The sequence below is a fragment of the Pseudomonas sp. Ma2-10 genome (assembly GCF_054330215.1).
Map to the genome: position 1 here is coordinate 19,149 of NZ_JBTEYL010000009.1, position 25,289 is coordinate 44,437.

At 60.3% G+C, this 25,289-nt stretch carries 23 protein-coding genes; 19 read left to right on the forward strand and 4 right to left on the reverse strand.

Features of this window, described 5'->3' with window-relative positions; genetic code table 11:
* The first annotated feature begins 10 nt into the window (after positions 1-10).
* The 14 genes from ACXPVS_RS13155 (at position 11) to ACXPVS_RS13220 (ending at position 10,808) form a co-directional block, all read left to right on the forward strand.
* Positions 11-964 (forward strand): peptidylprolyl isomerase, encoded by a 954-nt coding sequence (locus ACXPVS_RS13155; protein WP_458510318.1) that lies wholly within the window; start codon positions 11-13, stop codon positions 962-964.
* Between the two features lie 222 nt (positions 965-1,186).
* Complete coding sequence (locus ACXPVS_RS13160; protein WP_458510319.1) at positions 1,187-1,720, forward strand: response regulator; 534 nt, start codon at positions 1,187-1,189, stop codon at positions 1,718-1,720.
* An 84-nt stretch (positions 1,721-1,804) separates the two neighbouring features.
* On the forward strand, positions 1,805-3,511 hold the full coding sequence (locus tag ACXPVS_RS13165) for a GspE/PulE family protein (RefSeq protein ID WP_458510320.1): 1,707 nt from the start codon (positions 1,805-1,807) through the stop codon (positions 3,509-3,511).
* Positions 3,492-4,295 carry a hypothetical protein gene (locus tag ACXPVS_RS13170; protein WP_458510321.1) on the forward strand — a complete coding sequence of 268 codons (804 nt, stop codon included), beginning with the start codon at positions 3,492-3,494 and terminating at the stop codon, positions 4,293-4,295. Before ACXPVS_RS13165 ends, ACXPVS_RS13170 begins: the two co-directional genes overlap by 20 nt.
* Before the next feature lies 1 nt (position 4,296).
* Positions 4,297-4,842, forward strand: coding sequence for a PilN domain-containing protein (locus ACXPVS_RS13175; RefSeq protein ID WP_458510322.1), 546 nt, complete (start codon positions 4,297-4,299; stop codon positions 4,840-4,842).
* Positions 4,829-5,377 carry a GspMb/PilO family protein gene (locus ACXPVS_RS13180; RefSeq protein ID WP_458510323.1) on the forward strand — a complete coding sequence of 183 codons (549 nt, stop codon included), beginning with the start codon at positions 4,829-4,831 and terminating at the stop codon, positions 5,375-5,377. The genes ACXPVS_RS13175 and ACXPVS_RS13180 overlap by 14 nt, the downstream gene beginning before the upstream one ends.
* Positions 5,377-5,895, forward strand: a complete 519-nt coding sequence (locus ACXPVS_RS13185; protein WP_458510324.1) for a hypothetical protein — start codon at positions 5,377-5,379, stop codon at positions 5,893-5,895. The genes ACXPVS_RS13180 and ACXPVS_RS13185 overlap by 1 nt, the downstream gene beginning before the upstream one ends.
* Positions 5,892-7,736, forward strand: coding sequence for a secretin N-terminal domain-containing protein (locus ACXPVS_RS13190; protein ID WP_458510325.1), 1,845 nt, complete (start codon positions 5,892-5,894; stop codon positions 7,734-7,736). The genes ACXPVS_RS13185 and ACXPVS_RS13190 overlap by 4 nt, the downstream gene beginning before the upstream one ends.
* A gap of 2 nt (positions 7,737-7,738) precedes the next feature.
* Entirely contained in the window at positions 7,739-8,212 is a 474-nt protein-coding gene (locus tag ACXPVS_RS13195; RefSeq protein ID WP_458510326.1) for a type II secretion system protein, read from the forward strand.
* A gap of 4 nt (positions 8,213-8,216) precedes the next feature.
* Entirely contained in the window at positions 8,217-8,591 is a 375-nt protein-coding gene (locus ACXPVS_RS13200) for a type II secretion system protein (RefSeq protein ID WP_458510327.1), read from the forward strand.
* Entirely contained in the window at positions 8,566-9,111 is a 546-nt protein-coding gene (locus tag ACXPVS_RS13205; RefSeq protein ID WP_458510328.1) for a type II secretion system protein, read from the forward strand. Before ACXPVS_RS13200 ends, ACXPVS_RS13205 begins: the two co-directional genes overlap by 26 nt.
* Complete coding sequence (gene csgE, locus ACXPVS_RS13210) at positions 9,108-9,500, forward strand: curli production assembly/transport protein CsgE (protein WP_458510329.1); 393 nt, start codon at positions 9,108-9,110, stop codon at positions 9,498-9,500. The genes ACXPVS_RS13205 and csgE overlap by 4 nt, the downstream gene beginning before the upstream one ends.
* Positions 9,497-9,916, forward strand: coding sequence for a curli assembly protein CsgF (locus ACXPVS_RS13215; protein WP_458510330.1), 420 nt, complete (start codon positions 9,497-9,499; stop codon positions 9,914-9,916). The genes csgE and ACXPVS_RS13215 overlap by 4 nt, the downstream gene beginning before the upstream one ends.
* A gap of 31 nt (positions 9,917-9,947) precedes the next feature.
* Positions 9,948-10,808: a CsgG/HfaB family protein gene (locus ACXPVS_RS13220; protein ID WP_458510331.1), complete on the forward strand. Its 861-nt coding sequence runs from the start codon at positions 9,948-9,950 to the stop codon at positions 10,806-10,808.
* Between the two features lie 177 nt (positions 10,809-10,985).
* Here ACXPVS_RS13220 and ACXPVS_RS13225 read toward each other — a convergent pair whose 3' ends face one another.
* Genes ACXPVS_RS13225 through ACXPVS_RS13240 form a run of 4 tightly spaced genes read right to left on the reverse strand, consistent with a single transcriptional unit; the run spans position 10,986 to position 16,540 of the window.
* The gene (locus ACXPVS_RS13225) at positions 10,986-12,365 is read right to left on the reverse strand and encodes a curlin (protein ID WP_458510332.1); all 1,380 of its coding nucleotides are present in this window, start codon (positions 12,363-12,365) and stop codon (positions 10,986-10,988) included.
* A 27-nt stretch (positions 12,366-12,392) separates the two neighbouring features.
* Positions 12,393-12,854 (reverse strand): curlin, encoded by a 462-nt coding sequence (locus tag ACXPVS_RS13230; protein WP_458510333.1) that lies wholly within the window; start codon positions 12,852-12,854, stop codon positions 12,393-12,395.
* Positions 12,855-12,914: 60 nt separating this feature from the next.
* On the reverse strand, positions 12,915-15,158 hold the full coding sequence (locus tag ACXPVS_RS13235; protein ID WP_458510334.1) for an Ig-like domain-containing protein: 2,244 nt from the start codon (positions 15,156-15,158) through the stop codon (positions 12,915-12,917).
* A gap of 35 nt (positions 15,159-15,193) precedes the next feature.
* Complete coding sequence (locus ACXPVS_RS13240; protein WP_458510335.1) at positions 15,194-16,540, reverse strand: hypothetical protein; 1,347 nt, start codon at positions 16,538-16,540, stop codon at positions 15,194-15,196.
* A 279-nt stretch (positions 16,541-16,819) separates the two neighbouring features.
* Between ACXPVS_RS13240 and ACXPVS_RS13245 the strand changes: the two genes are divergently transcribed.
* The 5 genes from ACXPVS_RS13245 (at position 16,820) to ACXPVS_RS13265 (ending at position 25,286) form a co-directional block, all read left to right on the forward strand.
* Positions 16,820-18,280, forward strand: a complete 1,461-nt coding sequence (locus tag ACXPVS_RS13245; protein WP_458510336.1) for a sensor histidine kinase — start codon at positions 16,820-16,822, stop codon at positions 18,278-18,280.
* Between the two features lie 174 nt (positions 18,281-18,454).
* Complete coding sequence (locus ACXPVS_RS13250) at positions 18,455-21,262, forward strand: multicopper oxidase domain-containing protein (RefSeq protein WP_458510337.1); 2,808 nt, start codon at positions 18,455-18,457, stop codon at positions 21,260-21,262.
* Entirely contained in the window at positions 21,259-22,290 is a 1,032-nt protein-coding gene (locus tag ACXPVS_RS13255; RefSeq protein WP_458510338.1) for an SCO family protein, read from the forward strand. Before ACXPVS_RS13250 ends, ACXPVS_RS13255 begins: the two co-directional genes overlap by 4 nt.
* Positions 22,291-22,393: 103 nt before the next feature.
* A complete protein-coding gene (locus tag ACXPVS_RS13260; protein WP_458510339.1) occupies positions 22,394-23,887 on the forward strand; it encodes a sensor histidine kinase in 1,494 nt (497 codons plus the stop codon).
* Positions 23,856-25,286 carry a sigma-54-dependent transcriptional regulator gene (locus tag ACXPVS_RS13265; protein WP_458510340.1) on the forward strand — a complete coding sequence of 477 codons (1,431 nt, stop codon included), beginning with the start codon at positions 23,856-23,858 and terminating at the stop codon, positions 25,284-25,286. The genes ACXPVS_RS13260 and ACXPVS_RS13265 overlap by 32 nt, the downstream gene beginning before the upstream one ends.
* Positions 25,287-25,289 lie beyond the last annotated feature (3 nt).

Here is a 25,289-nt window from a genome sequence, read left to right on the forward strand (position 1 = left end):
GGTCTCGATCATGATGCTCAAGACGCTGTTGCTCCTGCTCACGCTGTGGGTTCCCGTGGCGTTCTGCAGCAATGGCCCGGCTGCCGCGCGGGTCAATGGCGAGGAAATTTCCGAATTTCGTCTGGAGCGCTATTTCGCCGAGTACCTGGTGGACCAGGGCCGGGCGCTGGGTAGCATCCGCAACCCCAAGGCTTACAAGCAGTTGCGTCAGGCGGCGCTGACAGCCTTGATTGACAAAGAATTGCTGTGGCAGGAAGCCGTCAAGCGCGGGGTGGTGGTCAGTGACGCGGTGGTGCAACGTCAGGTCGATCAGACCCGGCAGGCCATGGGCGGTGCCGACGTGTTCGCCCGGCGCCTGGAAGAGGCCGGTTTCGACGAAGTCGGTTACACCGAGTACACCCGCCGTGAGCTCGCAGCCCAGCAAGTGTTTGCCGACCTCACCCAGATCGCCCGGCCTGACGAAAAACAGGTCCGTGCGTTCTATGAGGAACATCGCGTCGAGATGAGCCGGCCGGAACAAATCCAGGCACGGCACATCTTGATCAAAGTGCCTCAAGGCGCTGATGCCGCCGCAGTTGAAGCGGCCCGGCTACGCTTAGAGGAGATGCGTGTGAGAATCAGCCAGGGTGAAGATTTTGCCAGCGTGGCCCGGGCCGGTTCCGAAGATGCTTCCGCCAGCGCGGGCGGTGATCTGGGCTATTTTCCTCGTGGACGGATGATGCCTGAATTCGAAGCAGCGGCCTTTGCCCTGGCTCCGGAGACGGTCAGCCCACCGGTGCGTACGCCGGTGGGCTGGCATTTAATCTACCGACAGAACCACTTGGAGGCGAGCGATGTCTCAGAGGTGCAAGGGCTTGAAATGGTCCGGGCTTACCTTGCCCGACAGCAACAGGCTCAGGCTCGTCTACAGGTTCTGGCGCAGTTGCGATCGAGTAATCGAATTGAACGGATTGACGATGATTGAAGGTTCCCCCCCAATAGTGGGGAAAAGCTTCAACACGCCTCTGAGCGCTTCCCCGTCTTTGGGGGACAAGGTTCCTGGACGAAATGGTTTTTTCATGAAAATCAAAGACGTGCAATGGTTAATAAACCGGCGTACAGCCTGGCATGAAGTGTGCGTTAGCCTCAGTGAAGGCGCGTACTCCCAGGGCTGGAACATCGGACCTGCGGTTTCAAGGAGTCGACCTTGTTAAACAAAGTACTGGTTGTCGAAGACGAACAGCTCCTTGCCGAAAACCTCAAGGATTACCTTCAGGCGCAAGAGCTCGACGTCCGGATTGCAAATGACGGTGCGACGGGTATCGGGGAAGCCGAACAGTTTGCACCTGATGTGATGGTGTTCGATTACCGCTTGCCCGACATGGAAGGCTTTGAGGTGCTCGATGCTGTCCGCCAGAACAGGAATTGTCATTTTGTGCTGATTACCGGGCACCCAACCGCTGAAGTCTGTGAGCGGGCCCGGCAACTGGGCGTCAGCCATATCCTGTTCAAACCGTTTCCATTGGCGGAATTGGCCCGAGCAGTCTGCGACCTTCTGGGGATGAAGCGCGAACCCAAAGCAGGCATGAGTAATTCGCAAGGTTTTGTCGAACGACGCCAGAGCAGGACCGAGAGTTTCCCGCTGCAGTTGTACGACGGCAGTTGGGTGCTGGCAGATCGTCGACGAAATCCATCGACCTCCAAGGCACCAGACGACGAACAATTGCTCACCGGGGAGTAGTGGCGCGACAAGACGTTCCGGCATCCGCCGCAATGGCCTGCCGCGTCGACAGGGCTCAAAGCCCCCGGCGTTGGAGAGCATGCCATGGACCGTCTATCCCTTGCCGTCGAACCGGCGCTGTTGGACTGTGTACCGTCTCGATTTTCCAGTGAACAACTGGCTCAGGCCAGGGCCAGGGCCAGCAGTTCCGGCGAACGTATCCTGGAGGCCCTCGGGGTGTTGTGCGAACTGGCCCCCATGCCTTTCATCCAGTGCTTGGGCGCTACCCTGCATTATCCGGTACTCGATACCGACAGCCTGTTTAAAGCCACCCCGGTGTTCGACCGGGTCACCCTTGCCCAATGCCTCAAACGCGAATTCATCCTGCTGCGTCACGACGATGCGGTCATCGGTGTGTTTGCCGACCCCTTCGATACCTCCCGCCTGGCCTGGATCGACGACTGCCTGCACGGGGCGCCGCTGTGCCTGGTGCATGCCGACGACCTGAAGGCCTACCTGGCCCGTCACGAAGAGAGCTTCCACGCCGTGGAATCGCTCAACGCCCAGGCGGATGCCGATGTCGAAATCGATACCCTGCAAAGCCTGTCCCTGACCAGCATCAGCGAAGACGCCAGCGTGGTGGTCAAACTGGTCAACTCGACCCTGTACGACGCGCTGAAAATGCACGCCAGCGATATCCATCTGGGCACTACCGGCAGCGGTCTGGTGATCAAGTACCGGATCGATGGCGTGCTGAACAACATCAGCAAAATCCAGGGCAGCGAATTCGCCGAACAGGTGATTTCCCGGGTCAAAGTCATGGCCGAACTGGACATCGGCGAAAAACGCGTGCCCCAGGACGGTCGCTTCAAGGTCGGCATCAGCGGCCGGCAGATCGACTTTCGGGTGTCGATCATGCCGAGCATTTTCGGCGAAGACGCGGTGCTGCGGGTCCTCGACAAACAGGACCTGGCCGACAAGGTCTGCGGCGTGCAGTTGCAAGCCCTGGGTTTCGAAGAAGAAACCCTGCGCCACCTGCGTCGGCTGGCGGCTGAACCTTACGGCATGGTGCTGGTGACCGGCCCTACCGGTAGCGGCAAAACCACCACGCTGTACGCGATGATCACCGAGATCAACCACGGCGTGGAAAAGATCATCACCATTGAAGACCCGGTGGAATACCAACTGCCGGGCGTGCTGCAAATCCCGGTCAACGAAAAGAAAGGCCTGACCTTTGCCCGTGGTCTGCGCTCGATCCTGCGCCATGACCCGGACAAGATCATGGTCGGTGAAATCCGCGACCCCGACACCGCACAGATCGCCGTGCAATCGGCGCTCACCGGGCACCTGGTGTTCACCACCATTCACGCCAACAACGTGTTCGACGTGATCGGTCGGTTCACCCAGATGGAAATCGACCCTTACAGCCTTGTTTCAGCACTCAATGCGGTGCTGGCCCAGCGGTTGATCCGACTGGTCTGCGCCAGTTGCAGCACGCCGGCTTACCCGACCGATGAAGAATTGCGCCTCTGCGGTCTCGATCCGCAGAAGGTCGACCACTACCACTTCGTCCATGGCAAGGGCTGCGGTCATTGCCGGGGCACCGGTTACCGCGGCCGTACGGCGATTGCCGAACTGCTGCACCTCGACGACGAGCTGCGGCAAATGATCGTCGAGCGCCAACCCATTTCGAAAATCAAGGCCCTGGCGTGCAGCCGTGGCTTGCGCCTGTTGCGCGAGTCGGCACTGGCGCTGGTGGCAGAGGGGCGGACCACGCTCGAGGAGATCAATCGTGTCACTTTTATCTCGTGATCGTTTTGTCGCCGTGCTCGGCGCCAGTGGTGTCGGTCTGGGCCAGCGCCGTGGCAATGAAACCGTGTGGCTGGGCAGCGTCGGCTTTATCGACGAAGGCTTTCATGCCTGGGCCGTGGCGCTGGAAACCCTGGACCGTCTGTTGGGTGAACACCCCCGTCCCGGTGCCGAGTTGAGTGTGGTGATCTCCGGGCACTTCAGCCGCTTCTGTCTGGTGCCCTGGAGCGAACAGATCAGCAGCCCTGGCGAATTGCTCGGGTTTGCCCAACTGTGTTTCGAAGACCTTTACGGCGTCCCGACTCAACCCTGGAGCATGGTGCTGTCGGCTGAGCCGGCGGGCTACGAGCGGGTCGCCACCGCGTTGCCGCAAGACCTGCTGACGCAGCTGCGTACGCTGGTCACGGGGCGTGGCCTGCGCCTGCGCTCGGTGCAGCCCTACCTGATGGCGGCGTTCAATCATTTCGATAAAAGCCTGGATGCCGGCGACTTCCTGTTCGTCGTCGCCGAACCGGTGCGCAGCGTGTTGCTGATGGCGCGGGAAGGGCGTTGGGCATCGGTACGTTCGGTGGGCAGCAGCGACAGCGATGCCGCATTGACGGCATTGATCGGGCGAGAAAACCAATTGCAGGCCTGCGCCAGCGACCGGCCGCTGAACGTTTACCTGCACGCGCCGGCACGCATTGCCCCGCACCCTGACGTGCCCGGTGTGCACTTGCGCACCCTTGAAGAAGACCTGACATCCGTGCGCGATGGTTTGTACGTCATGTCCAGGGCGGTGGCCTGACATGCGCACCCTGATGCTCGACTTCCAGCCGCGCCGTCGCTCGGGCCCTTTGGGCTGGAGCCTGCTGGTCGGTGGTGTGGTGCTCACGCTGACCTGCGTGCTGATTCAGCAGCACCTCAGCGAACAGGCCGCGCAACAGCAAGGCCACTTGCAAACCACTCAGCGCGTACTCACCGGCGACACGGGCGGCAAGGTCAGCCTGACCCCGGCCGAAACCCGTGAACAGGCGCACAACCTGGCCGAGATGCGCAAGGTATCCCTGCAACTGCGCCGGCCATGGGAACGCCTGTTCGCCATGCTCGAAGCCATTCCCCGGGATGACATTGCCTTGCTGACCCTGACCCCGGATGCCCGCAAAGGCCAGGTGCGAATCAGCGCCGAAGCGCGGGATCTGGAAGCCATGCTCGACTTCCACCGCAGCCTCGAAGCCAGCGACGAGCTGTCCGATGTGTCGCTGCTCAGCCACGAAATCGTCGCGAACGTGCCGGAACACCCGGTGCAATTCAACCTGTCGGCTAGCTGGGAGATTGGCGATGCAAATCCCTAGATTGATCGTCCACGAATACCTGCAAGGCTTGGGCGTTCCCGGCCTGGCAGGGCTGGCAATGGTGTTGCTGGCGCTGGTGTATGGCCTGGTGGGCCTGATGCCGGACTGGCAGTCGCTGCAAACGCTCAGCCAGCAGACGCGCGAAGCCGGTGAGTACCTGTCCAGAGTCGAAGACGGCAGTGTTGCCGCGCCAGTGTTGCCGCAACGTCAGCTCGACGATTTCCGCAGCAAGTTGCCGTCCCAGCCGCAGGCCACGGTGGCCATCGACAAAATTTACGCGCTGGCGGCTCAGGAGCACATCACCCTGGCGCGCGGTGAATATTCCCTGGGCATCGACCCCAAGACGCACCTGGCCCGGTATCAGATTCTGCTGCCAGTGCGCGGCAGCTACCCGCAACTGCGGCGCTTCCTGCATGCGTTGCTCGGCCAGTTGCCGGCGGTGGTGGTGGAGGACGTGGAGTTTCAGCGTAAAAAAATCGCCGACACCGATCTGACCGGGCGGATCCGCATGACCCTTTACCTGTCGAGGTCATGATGAATACCAAACGCGTAGTGAGTTGGGTGGCGTTCTTCGGTGTAGCGGCGGTGCTGACCGGGTTGCCTGAATACTTCAAGCAGGCGGACGAAGGCGATGCTGGGGTCGCGACCGTGGCCACCCCGACCCGCAGCAAAACCCGCGGCGCGCTGCCTGTTGCCACTGCCACCGGCAAGCCCGCGGTGGTCAAGGACCTGAGCCCGGCTGGCGACCTGTTCGCCGCCCGTAGCTGGAAGGCCGCGCAGCAGCTCGCCACCGTCACCGAACAACCCGTCAACCTGACCCCGGTGGTGCAAGTCCCCACTGCACCACCGATGCCTTTCCAGTTCATTGGCAAGCTGAATGACCGTACCGACCTGCAAGTGTTTTTGCAGAACGGCGAAAAAATATACGTCGTGCGCAAAGGGGATGTGATCGACGACATCTGGCGGATCGAGGGGATTTCCGACGTGGAACTCAGCTTTGTCTACCTGCCGCTGCATTTGTCTCAGACTTTGTCTGTGGGGAGCACGCAATGAACAGATCCTGCCGTAATACCATAGGAGCGCTGATGAGCCTTTGCCTTTGTGCAGGGCTGGCCGCGTGCAGTTCCGCGCAGGTCGCCAAGCAAGAGGCGACCGACCTGATGGCGTCAGGGCAGTACGAAGCCGGCCTGGCCCGCATCGAGGAAGGGCTGAGGGAAAACCCTCGCGACACCGAGCTGCACCTGGCCCTGAACAGCGGCCGTGCGCGTGCCGTGACGGCGCTGTTGACCCAGGGCGACATGGATCGCTCCCTGCGTGATTTCGCCTCTGCCCGCCAGGCTTACCGCCGGGTGTTGACCATCGAATCGAACAACCGCCGTGCCCAGGACTCACTGCGCCAGCTCGATCACATGCGCAGCCTGGATGAAAAACTCGAACTGGCCCGTGGTGACCTGCGTCGCGGTGATATCTACGGCGCCGACCGCCAAGTGAGACAGATCCTCGAACTGGACCCGAAGAATGAAGGGGCGCTGGAGCTGCAAAGCAGCGTCCGCCTGGTGCAAAGCCGCAACGTGATCGCGTATCCACAACTGCGCACCCGTCTCGATCGGCCGGTGACCCTGGAGTTTCGCGAAGCCAACCTGAAAACCATCTTCGAGGTGCTGTCGCAGGTCGCCGGTTTGAACTTCATCTTCGACAAGGACCTGCGCCCGGACATGAAAGCCACCATCTTCGTGCGTGACGTACGCATCGAAGACGCCGTGGAACTGCTGCTGCAACAGAACCAGTTGCACCAGAAAGTGGTGAATGAAAACACCTTGCTGATCTACCCGGACTCGCCGCAGAAGCTCAAGGATTACCAGGAGCTGGTGATGCGCACCTTCTACCTGACCAGCATCGATGCCAACACCGCGCTGAACATGATCAAGACCATGCTCAAGACCCGCGACGTGTTCGTCGACGAACGCCTCAATACCCTGACCATGCGCGACTCTGAAGACGCTATCCGCATGGCTGAAAAACTCCTGCAATCGCAGGACCAGTCCAACCCTGAAGTGGTGCTGGAAGTGGAGGTAATGGAAGTCGCCACTCAGCGGATTCTCGACCTTGGCCTGCAATGGCCCAACACCTTCGGTGTGGTCAACAGTGACGGCTCGGCCGTAACCTTGCTCGATCAACTCAAAGGCATCAACTCCAGTCGAATCTCCATCTCGCCGTCACCGCAGGCCAAGATCAACGCCCAGGACAACGAGATCAACACCCTGGCCAGCCCGGTGATTCGCGTCAGCAACCGCGAACAGGCGCGCATCCACATTGGTCAGCGCGTGCCGATCATCAGCGCCACCTCGGTGCCCTCGACTCAAGGCCCGGTGATCACCGAAAGCGTCACCTACCTCGATGTCGGTCTTAAACTTGAAGTACAGCCGACCGTGCACCTGAACAACGAAGTGGCGATCAAGATCGCCCTGGAAGTGAGTAACGCCACGCCACTGGAACCGACCCGCCAAGGCACGATTCCGGTTCAGGTCGACACCCGCAACGCCCAGACCACCCTGCGCCTGCATGACGGCGAAACCCAGATTCTCGCCGGCCTGATGCGCAATGACCATGGCGCCACCGGGAACAAAATCCCCGGCCTTGGCGACATTCCGGGTCTTGGCCGCTTGTTCGGCAGCAACAAGGACACGGTCGGTAAATCGGAGCTGGTGCTGTCGATCACGCCGCGGATCGTGCGCAACCTGCCGTACCAGAGTCCGTCGGACATGGAGTTCACCACTGGTACCGAAACCAGCATGCACATTCGGGCACCGGACCGTGGGATGGGCTCGGCGATTCGCACAGAGGCCCTGAGCGCTCCGGTTGCTTCCACCCACGTTGTCGTCGAGAAGCCTTGATCATGAACGCCTCGCAACGCGGTTTTACCCTGATCGAAGTCGTTGTGACGCTGGCCCTGATCGGCCTGCTGGCCGGCATGGCCGCGCCGCTGACCGAGACTGTGGTGCGCCGGGGCAAGGAGCAGGAACTGCGCACGGCGCTGTATCAGATTCGCGATGCCATCGACGCCTACAAACGTGCATTCGACGCCGGCTACATCGAGAAATCCCTGAACAGCAGCGGCTACCCGTCGAACCTGCAAGTGCTGGTGGACGGTGTGCGCGATGTGCGCAGCGCCAAGGGCGCCAAGTTGTTCTTTTTGCGGCGCGTGCCCCATGACCCGCTGGCGCCGGTCAAGCGTGACGACGAAGGTGGCTGGGGCGTGCGCTCCTACGACAGTACGGCTCAAAACCCGCGCGAAGGCGAAGATGTTTTTGACGTCTACTCCAAGGCGCGCGGCAAGGGTCTCAACGGCATCGCCTACCGGGAGTGGTGAGATTATGCGTCGGGAAAAGGGTTTTACTCTGCTGGAACTGATGGTGGTCATGGCAATCATCGCCACCCTGATGACCATCGCCTTGCCACGTTATTTCACCAGCCTCGAGGCCTCGAAAGAGACCACGCTGCGCCAGAGCCTGTCGGCCATGCGCGAAGCACTGGACCACTACTACGGCGACACCGGGCGTTATCCCGACTCTATCGAACAACTGGTCGAGCAGCGTTACCTGCGCAACCCGCCGATGGACCCGATTGCCGAACGCAAAGACATCTGGGTGCTGGTGTCGCCGCCTGACGGCGTCCCGGGCGGGGTCGCCGATATCAAAAGCGGCGCTACAGGGAGGGCGCGTGATGGCAGCCTGTATTCCGAGTGGTAAACCCTCCAACGAGGCCGGCTTCACTTACCTGGGCGTGTTGTTCCTGATCATGTTGATGGGCATGGGCCTGGCCAGCGCTGGCGAGTTGTGGTCCACCGCGTCGCGCCGTGATCGTGAACGGCAGTTGCTCTGGGTCGGTACTCAATATGCCCAGGCATTGCGCAGCTATTACCGCAGTTCACCTGGCCTGGCCCAGTACCCGAAAGAGCTGGCGGACCTGTTGCAGGACGAGCGTTTTCCATCGCCCAAACACCACTTGCGCAACCTCTACCCCGACCCGATGGGTACCGGCGAATGGACGTTGATGCGCGGGTTTGACGGACGCATCACCGGACTCAGCAGCCCCTCCACGGACACGCCGCTCAAGCAGGCGGATTTTCCCACCCAATGGTCGGACTTCACCGGCATGGCGAGCTACAAGGACTGGCAGTTCGTGGCCGAGAAGGCCTTCCTCAATGGCGCGTCCGCGCCCAAAGGCCAATCCAAAAACGCCTCAGGCGTTGGGGCGGTGATGCCATGAACAGACACTGGCTACCGGCCCTGGTCCTGATGCTGATGACGTCCTTCGTGGCGGCTGCCGACGAAGACGAAATGCTGGGTTTTATCGTCGACGACACGATCTCGCACATCGGCCACGACTTTTACTACTCGTTCAGTGAACGCCTGCGTGCCACCAGTCCGATGGACTTCAACCTGGTAGTACGTGAACGACCTTCGGCACGCTGGGGCAGCCTGGTGACCGTGGAATATCAGCAACGATTGGTTTATCGGCGCTTCCTGGCGCCGAACACCGTGGAGTTGAAGGACGAGGCCTATGAGGCAGCCGACCTGGTCCGCGTGCAGATCGTCCAGCGCAAGCTGGAAATCTTGTTGCAGGACACCACCGACCTTGAGAGGGACGAACTATGAACACTGGAACTTTCTCGACACGCACGGGCATGTGGTTATTAGGACTGGGCTGCTGTGGGCTGGTCCAGGCCACGGAGCTGGTCTATACGCCCGTCAATCCGTCGTTCGGCGGCAACCCGTTGAACGGCACCTGGCTGCTCAACAATGCCCAGGCGCAGAACGATTACGACGACCCTGACTTCAAGAACCGTACCAGCGTGGCCGGCACGTCGGCCCTGGAACGCTTCACCAGTCAGCTGCAATCACGGTTGCTAGGGCAGTTGATGGACAACATCTCCGCGGGCAATGCCGGGAGCCTGACCACCGACGCTTTTGTTGTGAACGTCATCGACGACTCCGGTGCACTGACTATTGAAGTGACCGACCGAGCGACCGGTGAAATTTCCGAAATCCGGGTGAATGGCCTGGCCCCTTGACGGGGACTTGGATCGATGGGGAGTTAAGGACATGAAAAAAATAATAGCGCTAGGGCTGATGTTCGCGGCATTACAAGGGTGCAGTTTGCGCGAGCCGATGGGGGCCGAGCAGGACACCGAATCACCGACCCTGACACCTCGGGCGTCGACCTATTACGACTTGCTGAACATGCCACGACCCAAGGGGCGGTTGATGGCAGTGGTGTATGGCTTCCGGGATCAGACCGGGCAGTACAAACCGTCCCCGGCCAGCTCCTTTTCCACCAGCGTGACCCAGGGCGCAGCGAGCATGTTGATGGATGCGCTGCAGGCCAGTGGCTGGTTTGTGGTGCTGGAACGTGAGGGGCTGCAGAACCTGCTGACCGAGCGCAAGATCATTCGCGCCTCGCAGAAAAAGGCCAATACGCCGGTGAATATCCAGGGTGAGTTGCCACCGTTGCAGGCGGCCAATTTGATGCTTGAGGGCGGAATTGTTGCCTATGACACCAACGTGCGCAGTGGTGGGGAGGGGGCGCGGTATCTGGGGATCGATATTTCCCGGGAATATCGGGTGGATCAGGTGTCGGTGAACCTGCGTGCTGTCGATGTACGCAGTGGGCAGGTGTTGGCCAATGTGATGACCAGCAAGACGATTTACTCTGTTGGGCGCAGTGCGGGGGTGTTCAAGTTTATCGAGTTCAAGAAGTTGCTGGAGGCTGAGGTCGGGTACACCACGAATGAGCCGGCGCAATTGTGTGTGTTGTCGGCGATCGAGTCGGCCGTTGGGCATTTGCTGGCGCAGGGGATTGAGCGGCGGTTGTGGCAGGTGGCGGGGGATAACTCTTCGCCTGATAACAATGCGACGCTTGACCGCTATTTGACTCAGAACAAGGTTGTGCCTGAGGGTGAGTGAACCGAGGCGGCCTTCGGGCCGACCTGTTTCTTCAGGCGTACATATCCTTTTTCAAACGCCAAAAAGGAACCCAAAGGCTTTGCCCCAGCGTCCGCCCCCTCGCTTACCACGTAGCTGATAGGCACAGACAAAAAAACCGCGACCCTCCAAGGGCCGCGGTTTTTTTATGCCGCGAGATTATTGCTGTAGCACGGTTGCCCGGTTGTCGCTGCCCGACTGCTGCACGGTTGCAGTCTGGGTTATGCCACTCTGAGTGACACTGGCAATGTTGCCGGTGCCGCCCTGAGTGACGTAGGCCACGTTCATGGTGCCGGACTGGGTGAACTCGGCGGTGTTGCCGATACCGTTGGTGCTGCCCTGGGCCAGGTTGGAGGTGCCGCGCTGGTCGGCGATGAGGATGTTGTCGCTGCCGTTCTGGTCGAAGTACAGCTCGTTGTAGTTTTCAGCCTGTTTGACGGTGGTTTTGTTGCCGGTACCGGTCTGACTGGTGGTCATGATGTGGCCGATGCCGTTCTGGGTGAAACTGGCGGTGTTGTTGGTGCCGTTCTGGTTGACGGTTGCACGTTGGTTGCTGCCGAACTGGCCACCCTTTTGCGGGCCTTTCCAGTCGCTGGCGTAGACCTTGTTTTCAGTGCCCACGGAGGTAGCGTTCAGCACATGGCTGTCGCCGCTCTGGTAGGTGAAGTGCACGTTGCCGGTGCCTTGCTGGTACAGCGCGAGGACCGAGCCGACGGAGTCGAACTGGTCGGCATAGATTGCGTTGACGTCGCCGACTTGCAGCACTTGGGCGACGTTGTTTTCGCCGAAGCTCTGGTCAACCACGGTTTCGTTGGTTTGCCCGTACTGGTTGACGGTGGCCTCGCTGGCGGTTTGCCCGCCTTGCCAGACTTCGGTGCCGTTGAAGTCGCCGAACTGGTTGATGGTCACGGTGCCGCCGTTGCCATCGCGCTGGTCGCCATAGGCGTAGTTGCCTTCGCCCGATTGGTTGAGATTGATCTGGCCACCCATCTGGGCGATTTGTTCGGCGGTGGCGTAGTTGGCGGTGCCGTACTGGATGATCACTGCGTTGTTGGCAGTGCCCAGTTGGATCTGTTCGATATTGGCCTCGTTGCTGTCACCAAACTGGAAGGTGTGCCCGGTAGTGCCATCCTGGCTGTCCTGATAGATGAACGAGAAGTTGCCGGTGCCTTGCTGTTGTTGCAGTGCCTGGCTGCCGCCCACGCCAATCGACTGGCTGGCATGGCTGGTGTTGAAGCTACCGACCTGTTGCTGGTTGATGGTGCTGCCGTCCTCGAACAGTTGCTCGGCGTAGCCGGCGTTGTAATCACCGTGCTGATTCTGGTCAATGGTGCTGGTGGCCGTGTCTTGTACGGCGGCCGCGTCGTTGCCCTGGCCTACTTGCTGTTGGGTGGCGGTACTGAACGGAGCCGCGGTCTGTTTCACATCAGCGACGTTGGCGGTACCGAACTGGTTTTGAGTCGAAACGCTGTCGTCGGCCATCGCCTGGGCACTGACAATGACCAGAATGGCGGCGGTGAGGGGCGTCAGTTTAAACATGATGAAACCTCCAAGTGCTGCAGTGCTTTAGCGGTATTGTTTGACCGAAACGCTCATGCCGTTTCCGGACTGGGTCACGGCGCTTGAAAGCCCCGTGCCGGCCTGGTCGATGTTGGCGTCGTTGTTGTTGCCGTTTTGGGAAATCTGCGCGCGGTTGTGGCTGCCGGTCTGGGTGATCGAGGCGGCGTTGCCGGAACCTTGCTGAGTGATCATTGCCATCAGGTCGCTGCCTTGCTGCAGGATGTAGGCTTCCTGATTACTGCCCGACTGGACGATGCGACCGAGCAGCGACTGGCCGTTCTGTTGCAGCAGCGCAACGTTGGCCTGGCCGTTCTGATCGATCAGTGCTTGCAGGCCAATCGGTGGTGGTAACTCGCCGAGGTCGGTGCCGGGGGCCAGGTCGTCGTTCTCCATCAAATCGTCGGCGCGCGCGCCTGCACTGTTGCAGAGCAGAAGCAGGCAGAGCAGGGCGACGGTCGAGGTTTTCATGGCTGCGTCCTTTGGGAAGAGGCCGGCCCCGCTCACCGAATCGGTGAGCGGGGCGAGGGCTCAGTTCGAGATCACCGAGACCGTGCGCACGGTGCCTTGGGACGAGGTGATGGTGGCTGTCGGGTTCGCCGATGGAATCACCGTAGTGGTGTTGTTCAACGACAGCCTCCAGCGACCGGTCACCGGTACCGTGGTGGTGCCCAGGGTTGCCAACCCGGTCGGAGTGGAAACCTGGACGGTGATGGTGTTGCCGGTGATCACCGATGAGGTGCCTGCAAAGTCCCAGGTGAAGCGGTTATTGGAGCGAGCCGACACCGTGGCCGTGGTCATCGTGAAGGTTTCCGCAGCGGGTTTTGGCGAGACTTGCACGGTGACCGTAGCCGGTGTCGACAGGGCGCCGAAGCTGTCCTGGGCGATGTAGGTAAAGGTCGTGGTGAAGGCCGTCGTGACCGTGGCTGGTGGTGTGTAGGTGATCACCGTGCCGTTGCTGCTGACGGTGCCGCGACCTGCCGGCGGCTGAGTGAAGCTGGCGACTGCCAACGGCACGTTGCCTTCCGGATCGGTATCGTTTGCCAGCACGTTGATCGGTATCGCCACACCCAGGGTGGCGATGCTGTCGGCGACAGCCACCGGTGGTTGGTTAGGCGCCACGGTGATGGTCACGGTCGCCGGGGTAGCCGAAGCCAGACCTTTGATGTCTTGGGCCTTGTAGGTGAAGGTCGTGGTCAGCGGTGCATTAACCACGGCAGGCGGGGTGTAGATCACCGCTGTCGTTCCGCTCAATGCCACGGTGCCCTCGCCGGCGGCCGGTTGGGTCAACGCGGTGATGCTCAGTGGCGTGTTGCCGTCCGGGTCGCTGTCGTTGGCCAGCAGGTTGAGGGTGATCGGCACGCCGAAGCTGGTGCTGCCGGCGTCGTCCACCGACAGTGGCGCCTGGTTCTCGCCGGTATCCGGTGCGATACCGACAACCACGACGGGCTCGGTATCGCTGCCGCCCGCAGCGGATTTTACCGTGACGGTGGCGGGTGGCTGGTTGAGGTCAGCGATGGTGATTTTTTGCAGAGTGCCGGATTTTGACAGGCGTCCGTAACCCTGCGCGACCATGTCAGGCACTGCCACTTCGTCAGTGGACGTGGCCTCGATAAGCAGGCTGTGATTGCTCCAGTTGTAGCGAGCCGTCTGGATTTTCACCAGGTCAACGAGCTTGCTCGAGACCGCCGTAGGGCGCGTGGTGCCGGCCGGGTTGGTGGCGGTGAGTACCACCACGGGAGGCACGGGGCCGTTGAACACACGCTGACCGAAGTACAAACCGGTGCCGTCTCCTACCATGTCGGTCAGGCAGGGTGTAGGCGGTGGGCCTGGCACAAGGGCGATGGTTTCGCGCAAGCACAATGTAGAGCTGTTATCCGCTTTGCCAAAGACTTCGACCCGGGTGCTGGTACCGGTGCCCGAGCTGGTGCGGCGGTAGGTTGCACGGCTAAGGTCGACATGGGTTTGTGCACGATTGTCGAGGACTTTGCCGGACAGTGTGAACAGGTTGCTTTCGATCGTGCCGGCCGGGCCCTCGATGCGTACAAAGTTGGTGTCATTGGGGCTGCCGGTGACTTGTTCGGTGAGGTTCGGGTCGCCGACGAAGGTTTCGATTGTGCCGGTGTCCGGGTTCACCTCCGTGTAGGGGCCGTTGACGCTGCGCAGGAAGGGGCCGATAGCCCCATTCAATGCCCCGTCGAAAACGCCCGGCGCACCGACGCCGATGTCTCTGGTGATGTTGATTGCGCGACGACCGGGAGTGGTGACATTGACCGTTTCCACGCCATAAGGGTGAGTGACGGTATAGGTCCCGGCGATGGGCACGTTGATCCGCATACGAATCCGCGCAAAGCTGATTTGATCGCCATCGAGCGGATCTCCACCGGCAAAAGCGGCTTCTATCCCGGCGACATAAGCGTCCATACCATAGCCAGCGGCGTTGTCGGGAATGGTGGTCTCGGCGAGGAACCAGAAGGCTTCGTCTGGCCAGTTATCCGGAAACACCATTGGCAGGGTGTCGTCGAAAATGCCCGGTGCCGGCAGCAGGGTACACATGTAGGCCGGTGGTGTGGCAGCCGGCACCCGCGAGCTGGCGGCCCGGGACTGGCACAGTTCCATCGACAGCAGATTGTTGTCCTGATACCAGATCGGGAATTTTCCCGAGGCGAAGGTATAAGGGCCGGGGTCGACGGCAGCGAGTTGCGCAAAAGCACCGCCGGACAGCGATAGAGTCAGTCCCAGGGCGTTGAGCGCCAGGCGTGGCAATTTGTTCATGATGCCTCCTGATGAGGATCTGGGCATGTGTGCGTTCATTGCACGATGACCACTTCTTCGGTGTCGCTGCCGCCATTGGATGACGTCACTCGAACCTTGGCCGGCGGAATCGGCGAAATACCGGTCGCCAGGGATTTCACTGCGCCATCGCCACTGAGGGCGCCGATGGCGACGCCGGTGTCGGTGGTGGCGGTGAGTGCCGGCGGCGAGGTTTCATCGCTGGTCGAAGCCACTATCGTGATTTGCGCGGTGCTCAAGCTGTACTGGGCGGTCTGGATCACCACCAGGTCCGTCAGTGGCATCGACAGCGTGGTCGGCGTACTGCTGGGAATGGCCAGCTGGTTGTCGGCGGTCACTACCAGGTTGCTTGGCAACGTCGGGTTGGTTGAGGACTGGGCGTACCAGCGGCCGGAGGTATCAGCCTCGGTCAGGTTCAGCACCGGGCTGTTGCTGTCCAGGGTCACGGTGGCGGGTGGCGGAGGGGCCATGACGAACACATCCTGCTGCGCCACTGGTGCGCTTTCACCGGCCTTGCGCGAGTAAGTGCTGCGCTCGGTGACCATCGGGGTTGGCCGGACCACGGTCGACAACTTGCCGGAGATGGCCATCACCGTCGTGCGCAAATCCAGCCCGTTGGGTCCTTCAATGCGGATGTAGTTGGTATTGAAAGGGCTGCCGGTGAAGGCTTCCACCAGGTTCGGGTCGCCAACGAATTGCTCGGCTGAACCGGTGACCGGATTGGTCTCGGTGTAGGGACCATTGAGGCTGCGCAGGAACGGGCCGATGTCACTCTTGAGTGCGCCGTCGTAGGTTTTCGGCGAACCGATGCCGATGTCGCGAGTCATGTTGATTGCGCGGCGTCCACCTGCGGGAACGTCAAATATGTCGACGCCGTAGGGGTGGGTGATGGTGTAGACGCCGGCGGTGGGCACGTCCACCCGAATGCGGATGCGGCCAAAACTGATTTGGTCGCCTTCGACCGGGTCACCTCCGCTGAAGGCGGCTTCAACGGCGCTGACATAAATCAGGTCGATGCCTTGAGCGGCATCGACGATTGTGCCGTCGCCGGTGAACCAGAACGCTTCGTCGGGAAAGTTGGACGGGAAGACGACGGGTTGTGTGTCGTCGAAGATCCCGGGGGCCGGCAGCAAGTTGCACATGTACGTCGGTGCGCCCGGTGCGCCGGGCACTCGCGAGCTGGCAGCCTTGGACAGGCAAAGGTCGAGGGTTCGACCGTGAGTATCCTGATACCAGGCGGCGAACGAGCCGTTGTCTGGCAGATAGGGGCCGGGGTCGACGGCAAAAAGCGCCGCGTGGGCAACGCCTTGGGCCAGTGCGCTAACGACCAGTGCGGCCGCGGTTTTGGACAGTAAAGGGTGCATGAGTTAAGCCCTCTATCAAAATGCCTGCCCCATGGAAACGGGGCAGTTGAGTGGGCTTCGGCAACTTCCATACCAACCGGCGAAAACGGCCGGTAGAGGCCCGAGGCACGGGCGTATTACTTACAAACGGCATCGGCGCGCGGTTTTTGGGAACGGGCCATTGTCCCCAGCATTGGGGGTAGATCGGCATAAGGAGGAAGTGGGGGGACGAGACCCAATGTCGGGCAAACGGCCGTTAGTGGGCTATAACCCTATAGGGGAATCGTCGGGAACACGTCCATGGGCATGTCAACTCAAACACTCCTGGCCGAGGAGGGTGATAGTCGCCTGAGCTCGCGCAAGCAACCGTTCAATTTACTGCGCTGGTTTTCGCTTATCAGCCTGGCGGTGATTGGCACGGTGGCGGTGGCGTTGGGGGCAGTGTCCACCCGATTCGTGATTACCGAGAGCGTGCACCGTGATGCGTTGTTGACGTCCCAGTTCATTCAGGCGATTGCCTCGGCCGAGGTGCGTCATGTGTCGATTCCCAACGTGCGGACAATGGGCGAGTTGCTCGACCCACGCCAAGACAAGGACTTTCCCAACGTCGATCCGATGGCCCGCGCCAATGTCCGTGGTGAATTCCTCGACCATATCGAGCACTTGCCGGACGTGATTCTGGCCAACATCTATGCCCCGGACCGCATGGTGATCTGGTCGACCAACCCGGCGTTAGTGGGCACCACGATCCACGCCGACAAAGACCTGGATCAAGCCTTTGCTTCCAAAGTGCCCGTGTCGGCCAGCTATCACAACGTGGACAAGAGCCGCATGGAACAGAAGTTCGTGACGCCCCCGGAATACATTTTCATCGAGAACTACATTCCGCTGTTCGATGCCGACGGCAAGAACGTCACGGCGATGGTCGAGATCTACAAGGAACCCATGGACCTGATCAGTCGCATGGAGCGCGGCCTGGTGCTGATCTGGCTGGCCACTGCGCTGGGCGGCGGGCTGATTTACCTGGGGCTTTACTGGATCATGCGTCGGGCGGCGATTTTGCTGGTGGCGCAACAAAAGCAACTGATCACCAACGAAACCTTTGTCGCCTTGGGCGAGATGTCCTCGGCGGTGGCCCATAGTTTGCGTAATCCGCTGGCGACCATCCGCACCAGTGCCGAACTGGCCCTGGAGTTCGACAGCGGCCCGGCCCACAAGAACATCAACGACATCATCGGTCAGGTGGATCGCATGTCGAAGTGGGTGAGGGAGTTGCTGCAATCCTTGCGTCCGCTCAACGACGAGCCCGAGCCGGTGAATCTGGTGGCGGCGCTGCATGACAGTCTGGTGGCCTTCGAGCATCAAATCGCCAAAGCCTCGGTAAACGTGGGTTTCGACACGAAGCTGACACCGATGGTCCTGAGCCAGCAGGTCCAGTTGACGCAGATCCTCAACAGCTTGCTGGCCAATGCACTTGAAGCCATGGACAAGGGCGGCACGTTAACCATAACGCTGGAGCCGACTGACGCTCATGGCATCAGCGTGGTGGTGAGCGACACCGGCAAAGGCATGAACAAAGAACAGCGCAGCATGGCCTTCCGGCCGTTTTTCACCACCAAGCAAGGCGGGCTTGGTGTCGGGCTGGTACTGGTCAAGCGGATCATGGAGCGGTTTGGCGGTGCGGTGACCCTGGATAGCCGTGAAGGCGAGGGCACGAGAGTCCGTCTGTCGTTTAAATTGGTCCCCGGAAAATGGGTGTGAGCGTTCCCCATTAGCGGGTGTCATTCCCCAGTCGTTTTTCCCTGGCATGGCGAACTTATTTTGATAAGCCATTGTTTTTTAGAGTTTTAATGGTTATGTAAAAACTAGTTACAAATTTGGCGAGCTCCTTGCAGATCCACCACTACCCCCTTCATGACTTCGAGGCGGCTGGTGATGGACAGTAAAGCGCGGTCCCCCTTCAAGTGGTTTGGCCTCCTGACGCCCCTGAGCGTCCTTCTGACACTGACGCTGGGCACCGCGACGCTGCGTGCCAGCCCGATCGACGATGAGCGACAGCCCGAACCGTCCGACCCCTCGGCGTATTACGACGAACCGGATGACAAACCGGCGGCCCTGAACGCTATCTTGACGATGCCGGAGGCCAACGAAGACTCCTTCGAATTACCCGGTGGCGTCAAAGGCAGCCGAGACGACACGCGCAAGGAAAACATCCTGCCACCAGCGGTGCAAACCAGTTTCAACTACCCCTCCAACGGCAAGCCCAGTCCGCTGTTCGGCGCCCAGCCGTTCACTCAGCAACTGATGTTGTTCGAAGAGTTCGGACCGGAAAAACTCGACCCCACTACGCCTGCGGCACCCTTGCCGTTTCCACCGGCGGCGATGGGCCCACTGCCGCAACAAGATCCCACCAGTGTCGCTCGCAGTGCACCTCCCAGTGCCGCACTCGATGCTTTCTTGCGCCAACCGGGGCTGACGCCGTTCCCAAGTCAGTTCTCCAACGTGGTCGATCGCAACCCGTGGCAGGCGCAGATCGAATATTTCCTCAACCGCCGCATTGGCTCGTCGGCTGAAGGTCGTCCGCCAGGAAAAGGCTGGTCGCATCAGCGCTGGAACGAGTTCTACCCGCAAGTGGCCTACAAAACCGTGCAAACCGGGGCAAGGCTCAACAGCGGTTGGCGCGACAGTCGGCAGATGCACGGTTATACGCTGGGTGAGTTTGGTCCCGGTGGTCTCTATCACCACACCGCTGGCGTACCGCTGACTGATGGCACCGCCCAGGGCGTCGATGTGCGCTTTCACCCAAACATGCCGGTGCAGAACCACAACTCAGTGTGGACGTTTGATGGGACCTTGCCACCCAAACTGCTGATGGTGCGTTACGGCCAGCCGGTGCTGATGCGCCATTACAACGGCCTGCCGATCGACCCCTCGGCCAACATGGGTTTTGGATTGCACACCATCAGCACCCACGAACATAACGGTCACGCACCGGCGGAAAGCGACGGCTATGCCAACGCGTTTTTCTTCCCGGGGCAGTATTACGATTATCGCTGGCCGATTCAGTTGGCCGGTTACGACAGCATCAACACAGACGCCCATGATCCGCGCGCGGCGTTCCCCTGCTCGCCGGGTGAAACACTGTGGACCAATGACGATAACCCCAGCCGCAAGACCTGCGAAAACGGCACCATCAAGATCCGTGGCGACTGGCGCGAAACCATGAGCACCCACTGGTTCCACGACCACATGCTCGATTTCACCGCGCAGAACGTCTACAAGGGCAACGCGGCGATGATGAACTACTACAGCGCCCTCGACCGTGGCAACGAGTCGGTGAACGATGGCGTCAATCTGCGTTTCCCCAGCGGCAGCGCCTTGCCATGGGGTAACCGCGACTATGACGTCAACCTGGTGCTCGCCGACAAGGCGTGGGATCAGGCCGGTCAACTGTGGTTCAACCCGTTCAACACCGACGGCTTTCTCGGTGACCAGGTGCTGGTCAACTGGCAATGGAAACCGGCCCTGGACGTGCGCGCCCGCAGCTATCGGTTCCGCATCCTCAATGGCTCGGTGTCGCGTTACTTCAAACTGGCAATCGTGCGTGAGGTCAAGGGCAGCAGCGGCGAGTTCCCCGGTCCTAAAAACGCCGGTGTCTCCTATGCCCGCGTGCCGTTCCACATGATTGCCAACGACGGCAATATCATGGAACACAGCGTGCCGTTCGACGGCACCATGGACCTCGACGCCGATGGCGATAAAAAGAATCACAACGCAATTTTGCCCACCCAGGGCATTGCCGAGCGTTTCGACATCATCGTCAACTTCGCGAAAAACGGCATCAAGCCCGGGGACAAATTATTCGTGGTCAATCTCCTGGTTCATGACGACGGCAAGGGCCCGAAAGAACCCGTGCCGCTGGCGGACGTGCTCTCGGAGAAATACCTGGCAGTGATCAAGCAAACCAGCAAAGGAGCGCAGTGGGACAAGGGTGACCCAGGCGTGGGCAAGGTCTTGCAACTTAACGTCAAGGCCTACACCGGTCAGGACCTGGCCATGGACCCGGCAGCATACGAACCGGCCAAACCGGGCAAAGCCGAAGGCTTGGTGATGATCCCGTTGAAAATTCATCGCGACAATGCTGCTGACAAGGTGCTGCTGGCCAATGCTCGTCACCGGAGCTTCATCTTCGGCCGTTCCGACGGCACCGATGAAGCCCCGTGGACGGTCAAGACTGATGGCGGTTTTGGGTTCCACATGGACCCACGCCGCTTGAACACGGCGACCCAACTGGCCAGTGGCCCCACCGATGCCGGTGCCAGCGGTTTCGGCACTCTGGAGGTGTGGAACATCAAGGCCGGCGGCACGGGCTGGAGCCACCCGGTGCATGTGCACTTCGAGGAGGGGATCATCCTCAGTCGCGGCGGCAAGGCGCCACCGGAATGGGAAAAATGGGCGCGCAAGGACGTGTACCGCATCGGCTCGGAAAACGATGGCCTGGACAGCGTCGAGATGGCGATCAACTTCCGCGAGTTTGCCGGGACGTACATGGAGCACTGTCACAACACTCAGCATGAGGACAACTCCATGCTGCTGCGCTGGGACATTGAAAAGCCCGGGCAATTCCAGCTGATGCCGACACCGCTGCCGAGTTGGGATGGTGTGCGCTACGTGAACTCCGCCGCACTGCCAACCTTTCGCACTGGCGACGGGTTCGGCACCAAAGTGCTGGTCAAACCATGAACCGCGAGGGCGCCGACATGAAACGGCATACGCCGCGCTCCCGCGCCTTGGGCATGCACCTGATATTGATGCTGGTCACCTGCCTGCTGGCCAGTCAGGTACTGATCGCCCATGAAGGAGCACTGTCGCCGACGCAATCGGCGACGCCCTGGGGCGGTGATTACTTCCCCAACACCGTGCTGACCGATCAGGACGGTCGGCAGGTGCGGTTCTTCGATGATTTGATCAAGGACAAGGTGGTGGTGATCAATTTCATCTTCACTTCGTGCAGCGACTCCTGTCCGCTGGAAACGGCGCGTCTGCGTCAGGTGCAGACGTTGCTGGGGGACCGGGTCGGCCAGGACATTTTTTTCTACTCCATCAGCATCGACCCCTTAAGCGATACACCCGACGTGCTCAAGGCCTATGCACAACGCTTCAAGGTCGGGCCGGGCTGGAAGTTTCTCACCGGGGAGTTTGCCGACGTCACCGATCTGCGAAAAAAACTCGGGCTGTTCATCGAAGGCGTCGACAACGGGCGCAGCAAAGACCACAACCTGAGCCTGATTGTCGGCAACCAGGCCACGGGCCGCTGGATGAAAGCGTCACCTTTCGAAAATCCGTGGATTCTGGCCGATCAGTTGGCCAACACGCTGCAGAACTGGAAGCAGCCCAGCGTTGAAGAAAGCTACGCGAATGCGCCCGAAATTCGTCCGCTGAGCAGCGGCGAGGAATTGTTTCGCACCCGTTGCGCGTCGTGTCACAGCCTGGGACCGATGGACGGGCAGGGCATCGGCATGCGCAGCATTGGCCCGGACCTGATCGGCGTCACCCGTCTGCGTGATCCGGCCTGGCTGAGTCGCTGGATTCGCGAGCCGGACCGCCTGTTGGCGGAAAAAGACCCGGTCGCGCTGGCGCTGTTTGAACGTTTCGACCAAATTCCCATGCCCAACCTGCGCCTGGATGAGAACGCTGCGCAGTCAATCATGGGTTTTTTGCAAGAAGAGACCGATCGTCAGCAACCGCTGCAGGCAGCGCAATCGCAATAGCGGCTAAATACTATTATTGGTGCCGTCAGTCTCGATCAATGCCACCTACACTGATCCGAAACACGGCTGAAAAGGCTTGATGCAAGGCATCCGGGAAGGTCCTATGCAGATACCAGAACAACAAAAAATACCTGCGTCGGCTAAGTCGGCAGCAGACAGCAAGGGGTGGCGAGGACCGTTCAATTTGCTGCGCTGGTTTTCCCTGGGCAGCTTTTTCATCATTGCCGCCGTGGCGCTGGGGTTGGGCCATGTGTCCACGCGCTTCGTCGTCGATGAGAGCATCGAGCGCGATTCCATGCTGACGGCGCAGTTCATTCAGGCCATTGGTGATGCGGAAATTCGCCATGCCGGCATCACCGTGAAAAGAACCATGGGCGAAATGCTCGATCCGCGCGATGACAATGCCTATCCCGATGTCGATCCGGCGTCCCGTGCCGCTGCCCGCATAGAGTTTCTCGATCATGTCGAACACCTGCCGGACACACTGTTGGCGGTGGTGTATGCCCTGGATCGCACCGTGGTCTGGTCGACCAATCCGAAAATGATAGGCATGCGCGTCGACGGTGATGAGGAGCTGGACGAATCCTTCGAAATGAAGGAACTCGTGTCCACCAGCTACCACGAAATCGATGAGGAACGTCCCGAGCAGCAACTTCTGCGTGAGCCTCAATATCTGTTCATCGAGAACTACATCCCGATGTTCAATGCCGACAAAAGCAAAGTGATCGCCATGGTGGAGATCTACAAGGAACCCGCCGACCTGGTGGAACGCATCCAGCGCGGCTTCAAGTCGATCTGGCTGGCAACCCTGCTCGGTGGCCTGGCCATCTACCTTGGGCTGTTCTGGATTGTGCGGCATGCGGCCATGCTGCTGCAGAGCCAGCAGAAACAACTGGTCAGCAACGAGACCTTCGTCGCGCTGGGGGAAATGTCCTCGGCGGTGGCTCACAGCTTGCGCAATCCGTTGGCCAACATTCGTTCCAGTGCCGAACTGGCTCAGGAAATCGCCAGCCAGAATGCGCAGAAGAACATCGGCGACATCATCAGCCAGGTCGATCGCATGTCGCGCTGGGTACGGGAGTTGCTGGTGTCATTGCGCCCCATGAACGACGACTACGAAACGGTAGACCTGATGCTGGTCATCGATGACACGTTGAGTGCGTTTGACGCGTTGATTAAACGCTCCTGCGTCGAAGTGCGCTTCACCCCTCTGAACTGTCCGCCGATCGTCAGCCAGCAGGTGCTACTCACGCAGATTCTTAATAGCCTGTTTGCCAATGCCCTGGAAGCCATGCCCAAGGGCGGGGTGCTGAGTATCGATATCGAAAGGCCGCAGCCCGGGCATGTGCGCATGACGCTGAGCGATACCGGCAAGGGCATGACCACACAGCAACAACAAATGGCCTTCAAGCCGTTTTTCACCACCAAACAAGGCGGGTTGGGCGTGGGCCTGGCCCTGGTCAAAAGAATAATGGAGCGTTTCGAAGGCTCGGTCGAACTGACCAGCCGAGAGCAGGAAGGAACCCGAGTTTGTCTCAATTTTAAAGTGGCAACGGGAGGGGACTATGGAGCACAGCATTCTGCTGGTCGAGGATGATGAACTCCTCGCCGAGAATATTCAGACCTACCTTGAGCGCAAAGACTTCGAGGTGACGGTCTGCCACTCGGCAGAGGACGCGTTGGAGCAATTGAACACGGTCGTCCCGGACGTGGTGCTGACGGATAACTCGCTGCCGGGCATGAGCGGTCACGACCTGATCCAGAAGCTGCGCATCAGCGCGCCGGATCTGAAAGTGATCATGATGACCGGCTACGGTAACGTCGAAGACGCCGTGGTGGCGATGAAAGAGGGCGCGTTCCATTACGTCACCAAACCGGTGGCGCTGCCGGAGCTCAAGCTGTTGCTGGACAAGGCCCTGGCCACCGACCGAATGGAACGCACACTGTCGTTTTATCAGGAGCGCGAAGCGCAGAAGTCAGGGGTGCAGGCGTTGATCGGCGAATCGGCACCGATGCAGTACCTGAAAAACACCATTGGCCAGTTACTCGACGCCGAGCGGCGCATGGCCAATACCGATTTGCCTCCGGTGTTGGTCGAAGGCGAGACCGGCACCGGCAAGGAACTGGTGGCCCGTGCGTTGCATTTCGACGGCCCGCGCAGCAAAGGTCCGTTCATTGAATTCAACTGCGCCTCGATTCCTTCCAACCTGGTGGAGTCGGAACTGTTTGGCCACGAGAAAGGCGCCTTCACCGACGCCAAGGACCGCCGTGTCGGGCTAGTGGAAGCGGCCGATGGCGGGACGCTGTTTCTCGATGAAGTTGGCGAGATGGACCTGTTGCTGCAAGCCAAACTGCTGAAGCTGCTGGAGGACCGGACGATCCGCCGGGTCGGCTCGGTGAAGGAGCGCAAGGTCGATTTGCGGGTGATCAGCGCCACCAACTGCAACCTTGAACAAATGGTCCAGCAAGGCAAGTTCCGCCGCGATTTGTTCTTCCGTTTGCGGATCATCTCGATCAAGGTGCCGCGCCTGTATGCCCGTGGCGCAGACATCCTGCTGCTGGCTCGACACTTCCTGACCATCCACGGCAAACGCTATGGCAAACCGAACCTGTATTTCAGCGATCAGGCTGAAGAACTGCTGCTCAGCTACAGCTGGCCGGGCAACGTGCGCGAGTTGCGCAACATGCTTGAGCAAACGGTGCTGCTGGCCCAGAGCGACACCATCGCGGCCCATCAATTGAACGTGTGCCTGAGCCTGGTGGATGAACCGCTGGTGTTCCAGCAAGAGCCGCAACACAGCGAACCGCGTCCGGTCTACAACGGCACCGAGTCGATGAACCTGCCGGAAGTGGAGCGCGACATGGTGCGCAAGATGCTCGACAAGACCGACTGGAACGTCACCAAGTCCGCACGACTGCTTGGCCTGAGCCGCGACATGCTGCGTTACCGGATAGAAAAACTCGGCCTCGCGCGCCCGGAAAAACGCCAGTGGTAGCGC

Excerpts from the sequence above, each read along its gene's own strand:
- ACXPVS_RS13155 (WP_458510318.1), top strand. The coding sequence starts at position 11 with ATGATGCTCAAGACGCTGTTGCTCCTGCTCACGCTGTGGGTTCCCGTG.
- ACXPVS_RS13165 (WP_458510320.1), top strand. The coding sequence starts at position 1,805 with ATGGACCGTCTATCCCTTGCCGTCGAACCGGCGCTGTTGGACTGTGTA.
- ACXPVS_RS13175 (WP_458510322.1), top strand. The coding sequence starts at position 4,297 with ATGCGCACCCTGATGCTCGACTTCCAGCCGCGCCGTCGCTCGGGCCCT.
- ACXPVS_RS13180 (WP_458510323.1), top strand. The coding sequence starts at position 4,829 with ATGCAAATCCCTAGATTGATCGTCCACGAATACCTGCAAGGCTTGGGC.
- ACXPVS_RS13185 (WP_458510324.1), top strand. The coding sequence starts at position 5,377 with ATGAATACCAAACGCGTAGTGAGTTGGGTGGCGTTCTTCGGTGTAGCG.
- ACXPVS_RS13190 (WP_458510325.1), top strand. The coding sequence starts at position 5,892 with ATGAACAGATCCTGCCGTAATACCATAGGAGCGCTGATGAGCCTTTGC.
- ACXPVS_RS13195 (WP_458510326.1), top strand. The coding sequence starts at position 7,739 with ATGAACGCCTCGCAACGCGGTTTTACCCTGATCGAAGTCGTTGTGACG.
- ACXPVS_RS13200 (WP_458510327.1), top strand. The coding sequence starts at position 8,217 with ATGCGTCGGGAAAAGGGTTTTACTCTGCTGGAACTGATGGTGGTCATG.
- ACXPVS_RS13205 (WP_458510328.1), top strand. The coding sequence starts at position 8,566 with ATGGCAGCCTGTATTCCGAGTGGTAAACCCTCCAACGAGGCCGGCTTC.
- csgE (WP_458510329.1), top strand. The coding sequence starts at position 9,108 with ATGAACAGACACTGGCTACCGGCCCTGGTCCTGATGCTGATGACGTCC.
- ACXPVS_RS13215 (WP_458510330.1), top strand. The coding sequence starts at position 9,497 with ATGAACACTGGAACTTTCTCGACACGCACGGGCATGTGGTTATTAGGA.
- ACXPVS_RS13220 (WP_458510331.1), top strand. The coding sequence starts at position 9,948 with ATGAAAAAAATAATAGCGCTAGGGCTGATGTTCGCGGCATTACAAGGG.
- ACXPVS_RS13225 (WP_458510332.1), bottom strand. The coding sequence starts at position 12,365 with ATGTTTAAACTGACGCCCCTCACCGCCGCCATTCTGGTCATTGTCAGT.
- ACXPVS_RS13230 (WP_458510333.1), bottom strand. The coding sequence starts at position 12,854 with ATGAAAACCTCGACCGTCGCCCTGCTCTGCCTGCTTCTGCTCTGCAAC.
- ACXPVS_RS13235 (WP_458510334.1), bottom strand. The coding sequence starts at position 15,158 with ATGAACAAATTGCCACGCCTGGCGCTCAACGCCCTGGGACTGACTCTA.
- ACXPVS_RS13240 (WP_458510335.1), bottom strand. The coding sequence starts at position 16,540 with ATGCACCCTTTACTGTCCAAAACCGCGGCCGCACTGGTCGTTAGCGCA.
- ACXPVS_RS13245 (WP_458510336.1), top strand. The coding sequence starts at position 16,820 with ATGGGCATGTCAACTCAAACACTCCTGGCCGAGGAGGGTGATAGTCGC.
- ACXPVS_RS13250 (WP_458510337.1), top strand. The coding sequence starts at position 18,455 with ATGGACAGTAAAGCGCGGTCCCCCTTCAAGTGGTTTGGCCTCCTGACG.
- ACXPVS_RS13255 (WP_458510338.1), top strand. The coding sequence starts at position 21,259 with ATGAACCGCGAGGGCGCCGACATGAAACGGCATACGCCGCGCTCCCGC.
- ACXPVS_RS13260 (WP_458510339.1), top strand. The coding sequence starts at position 22,394 with ATGCAGATACCAGAACAACAAAAAATACCTGCGTCGGCTAAGTCGGCA.
- ACXPVS_RS13265 (WP_458510340.1), top strand. The coding sequence starts at position 23,856 with ATGGAGCACAGCATTCTGCTGGTCGAGGATGATGAACTCCTCGCCGAG.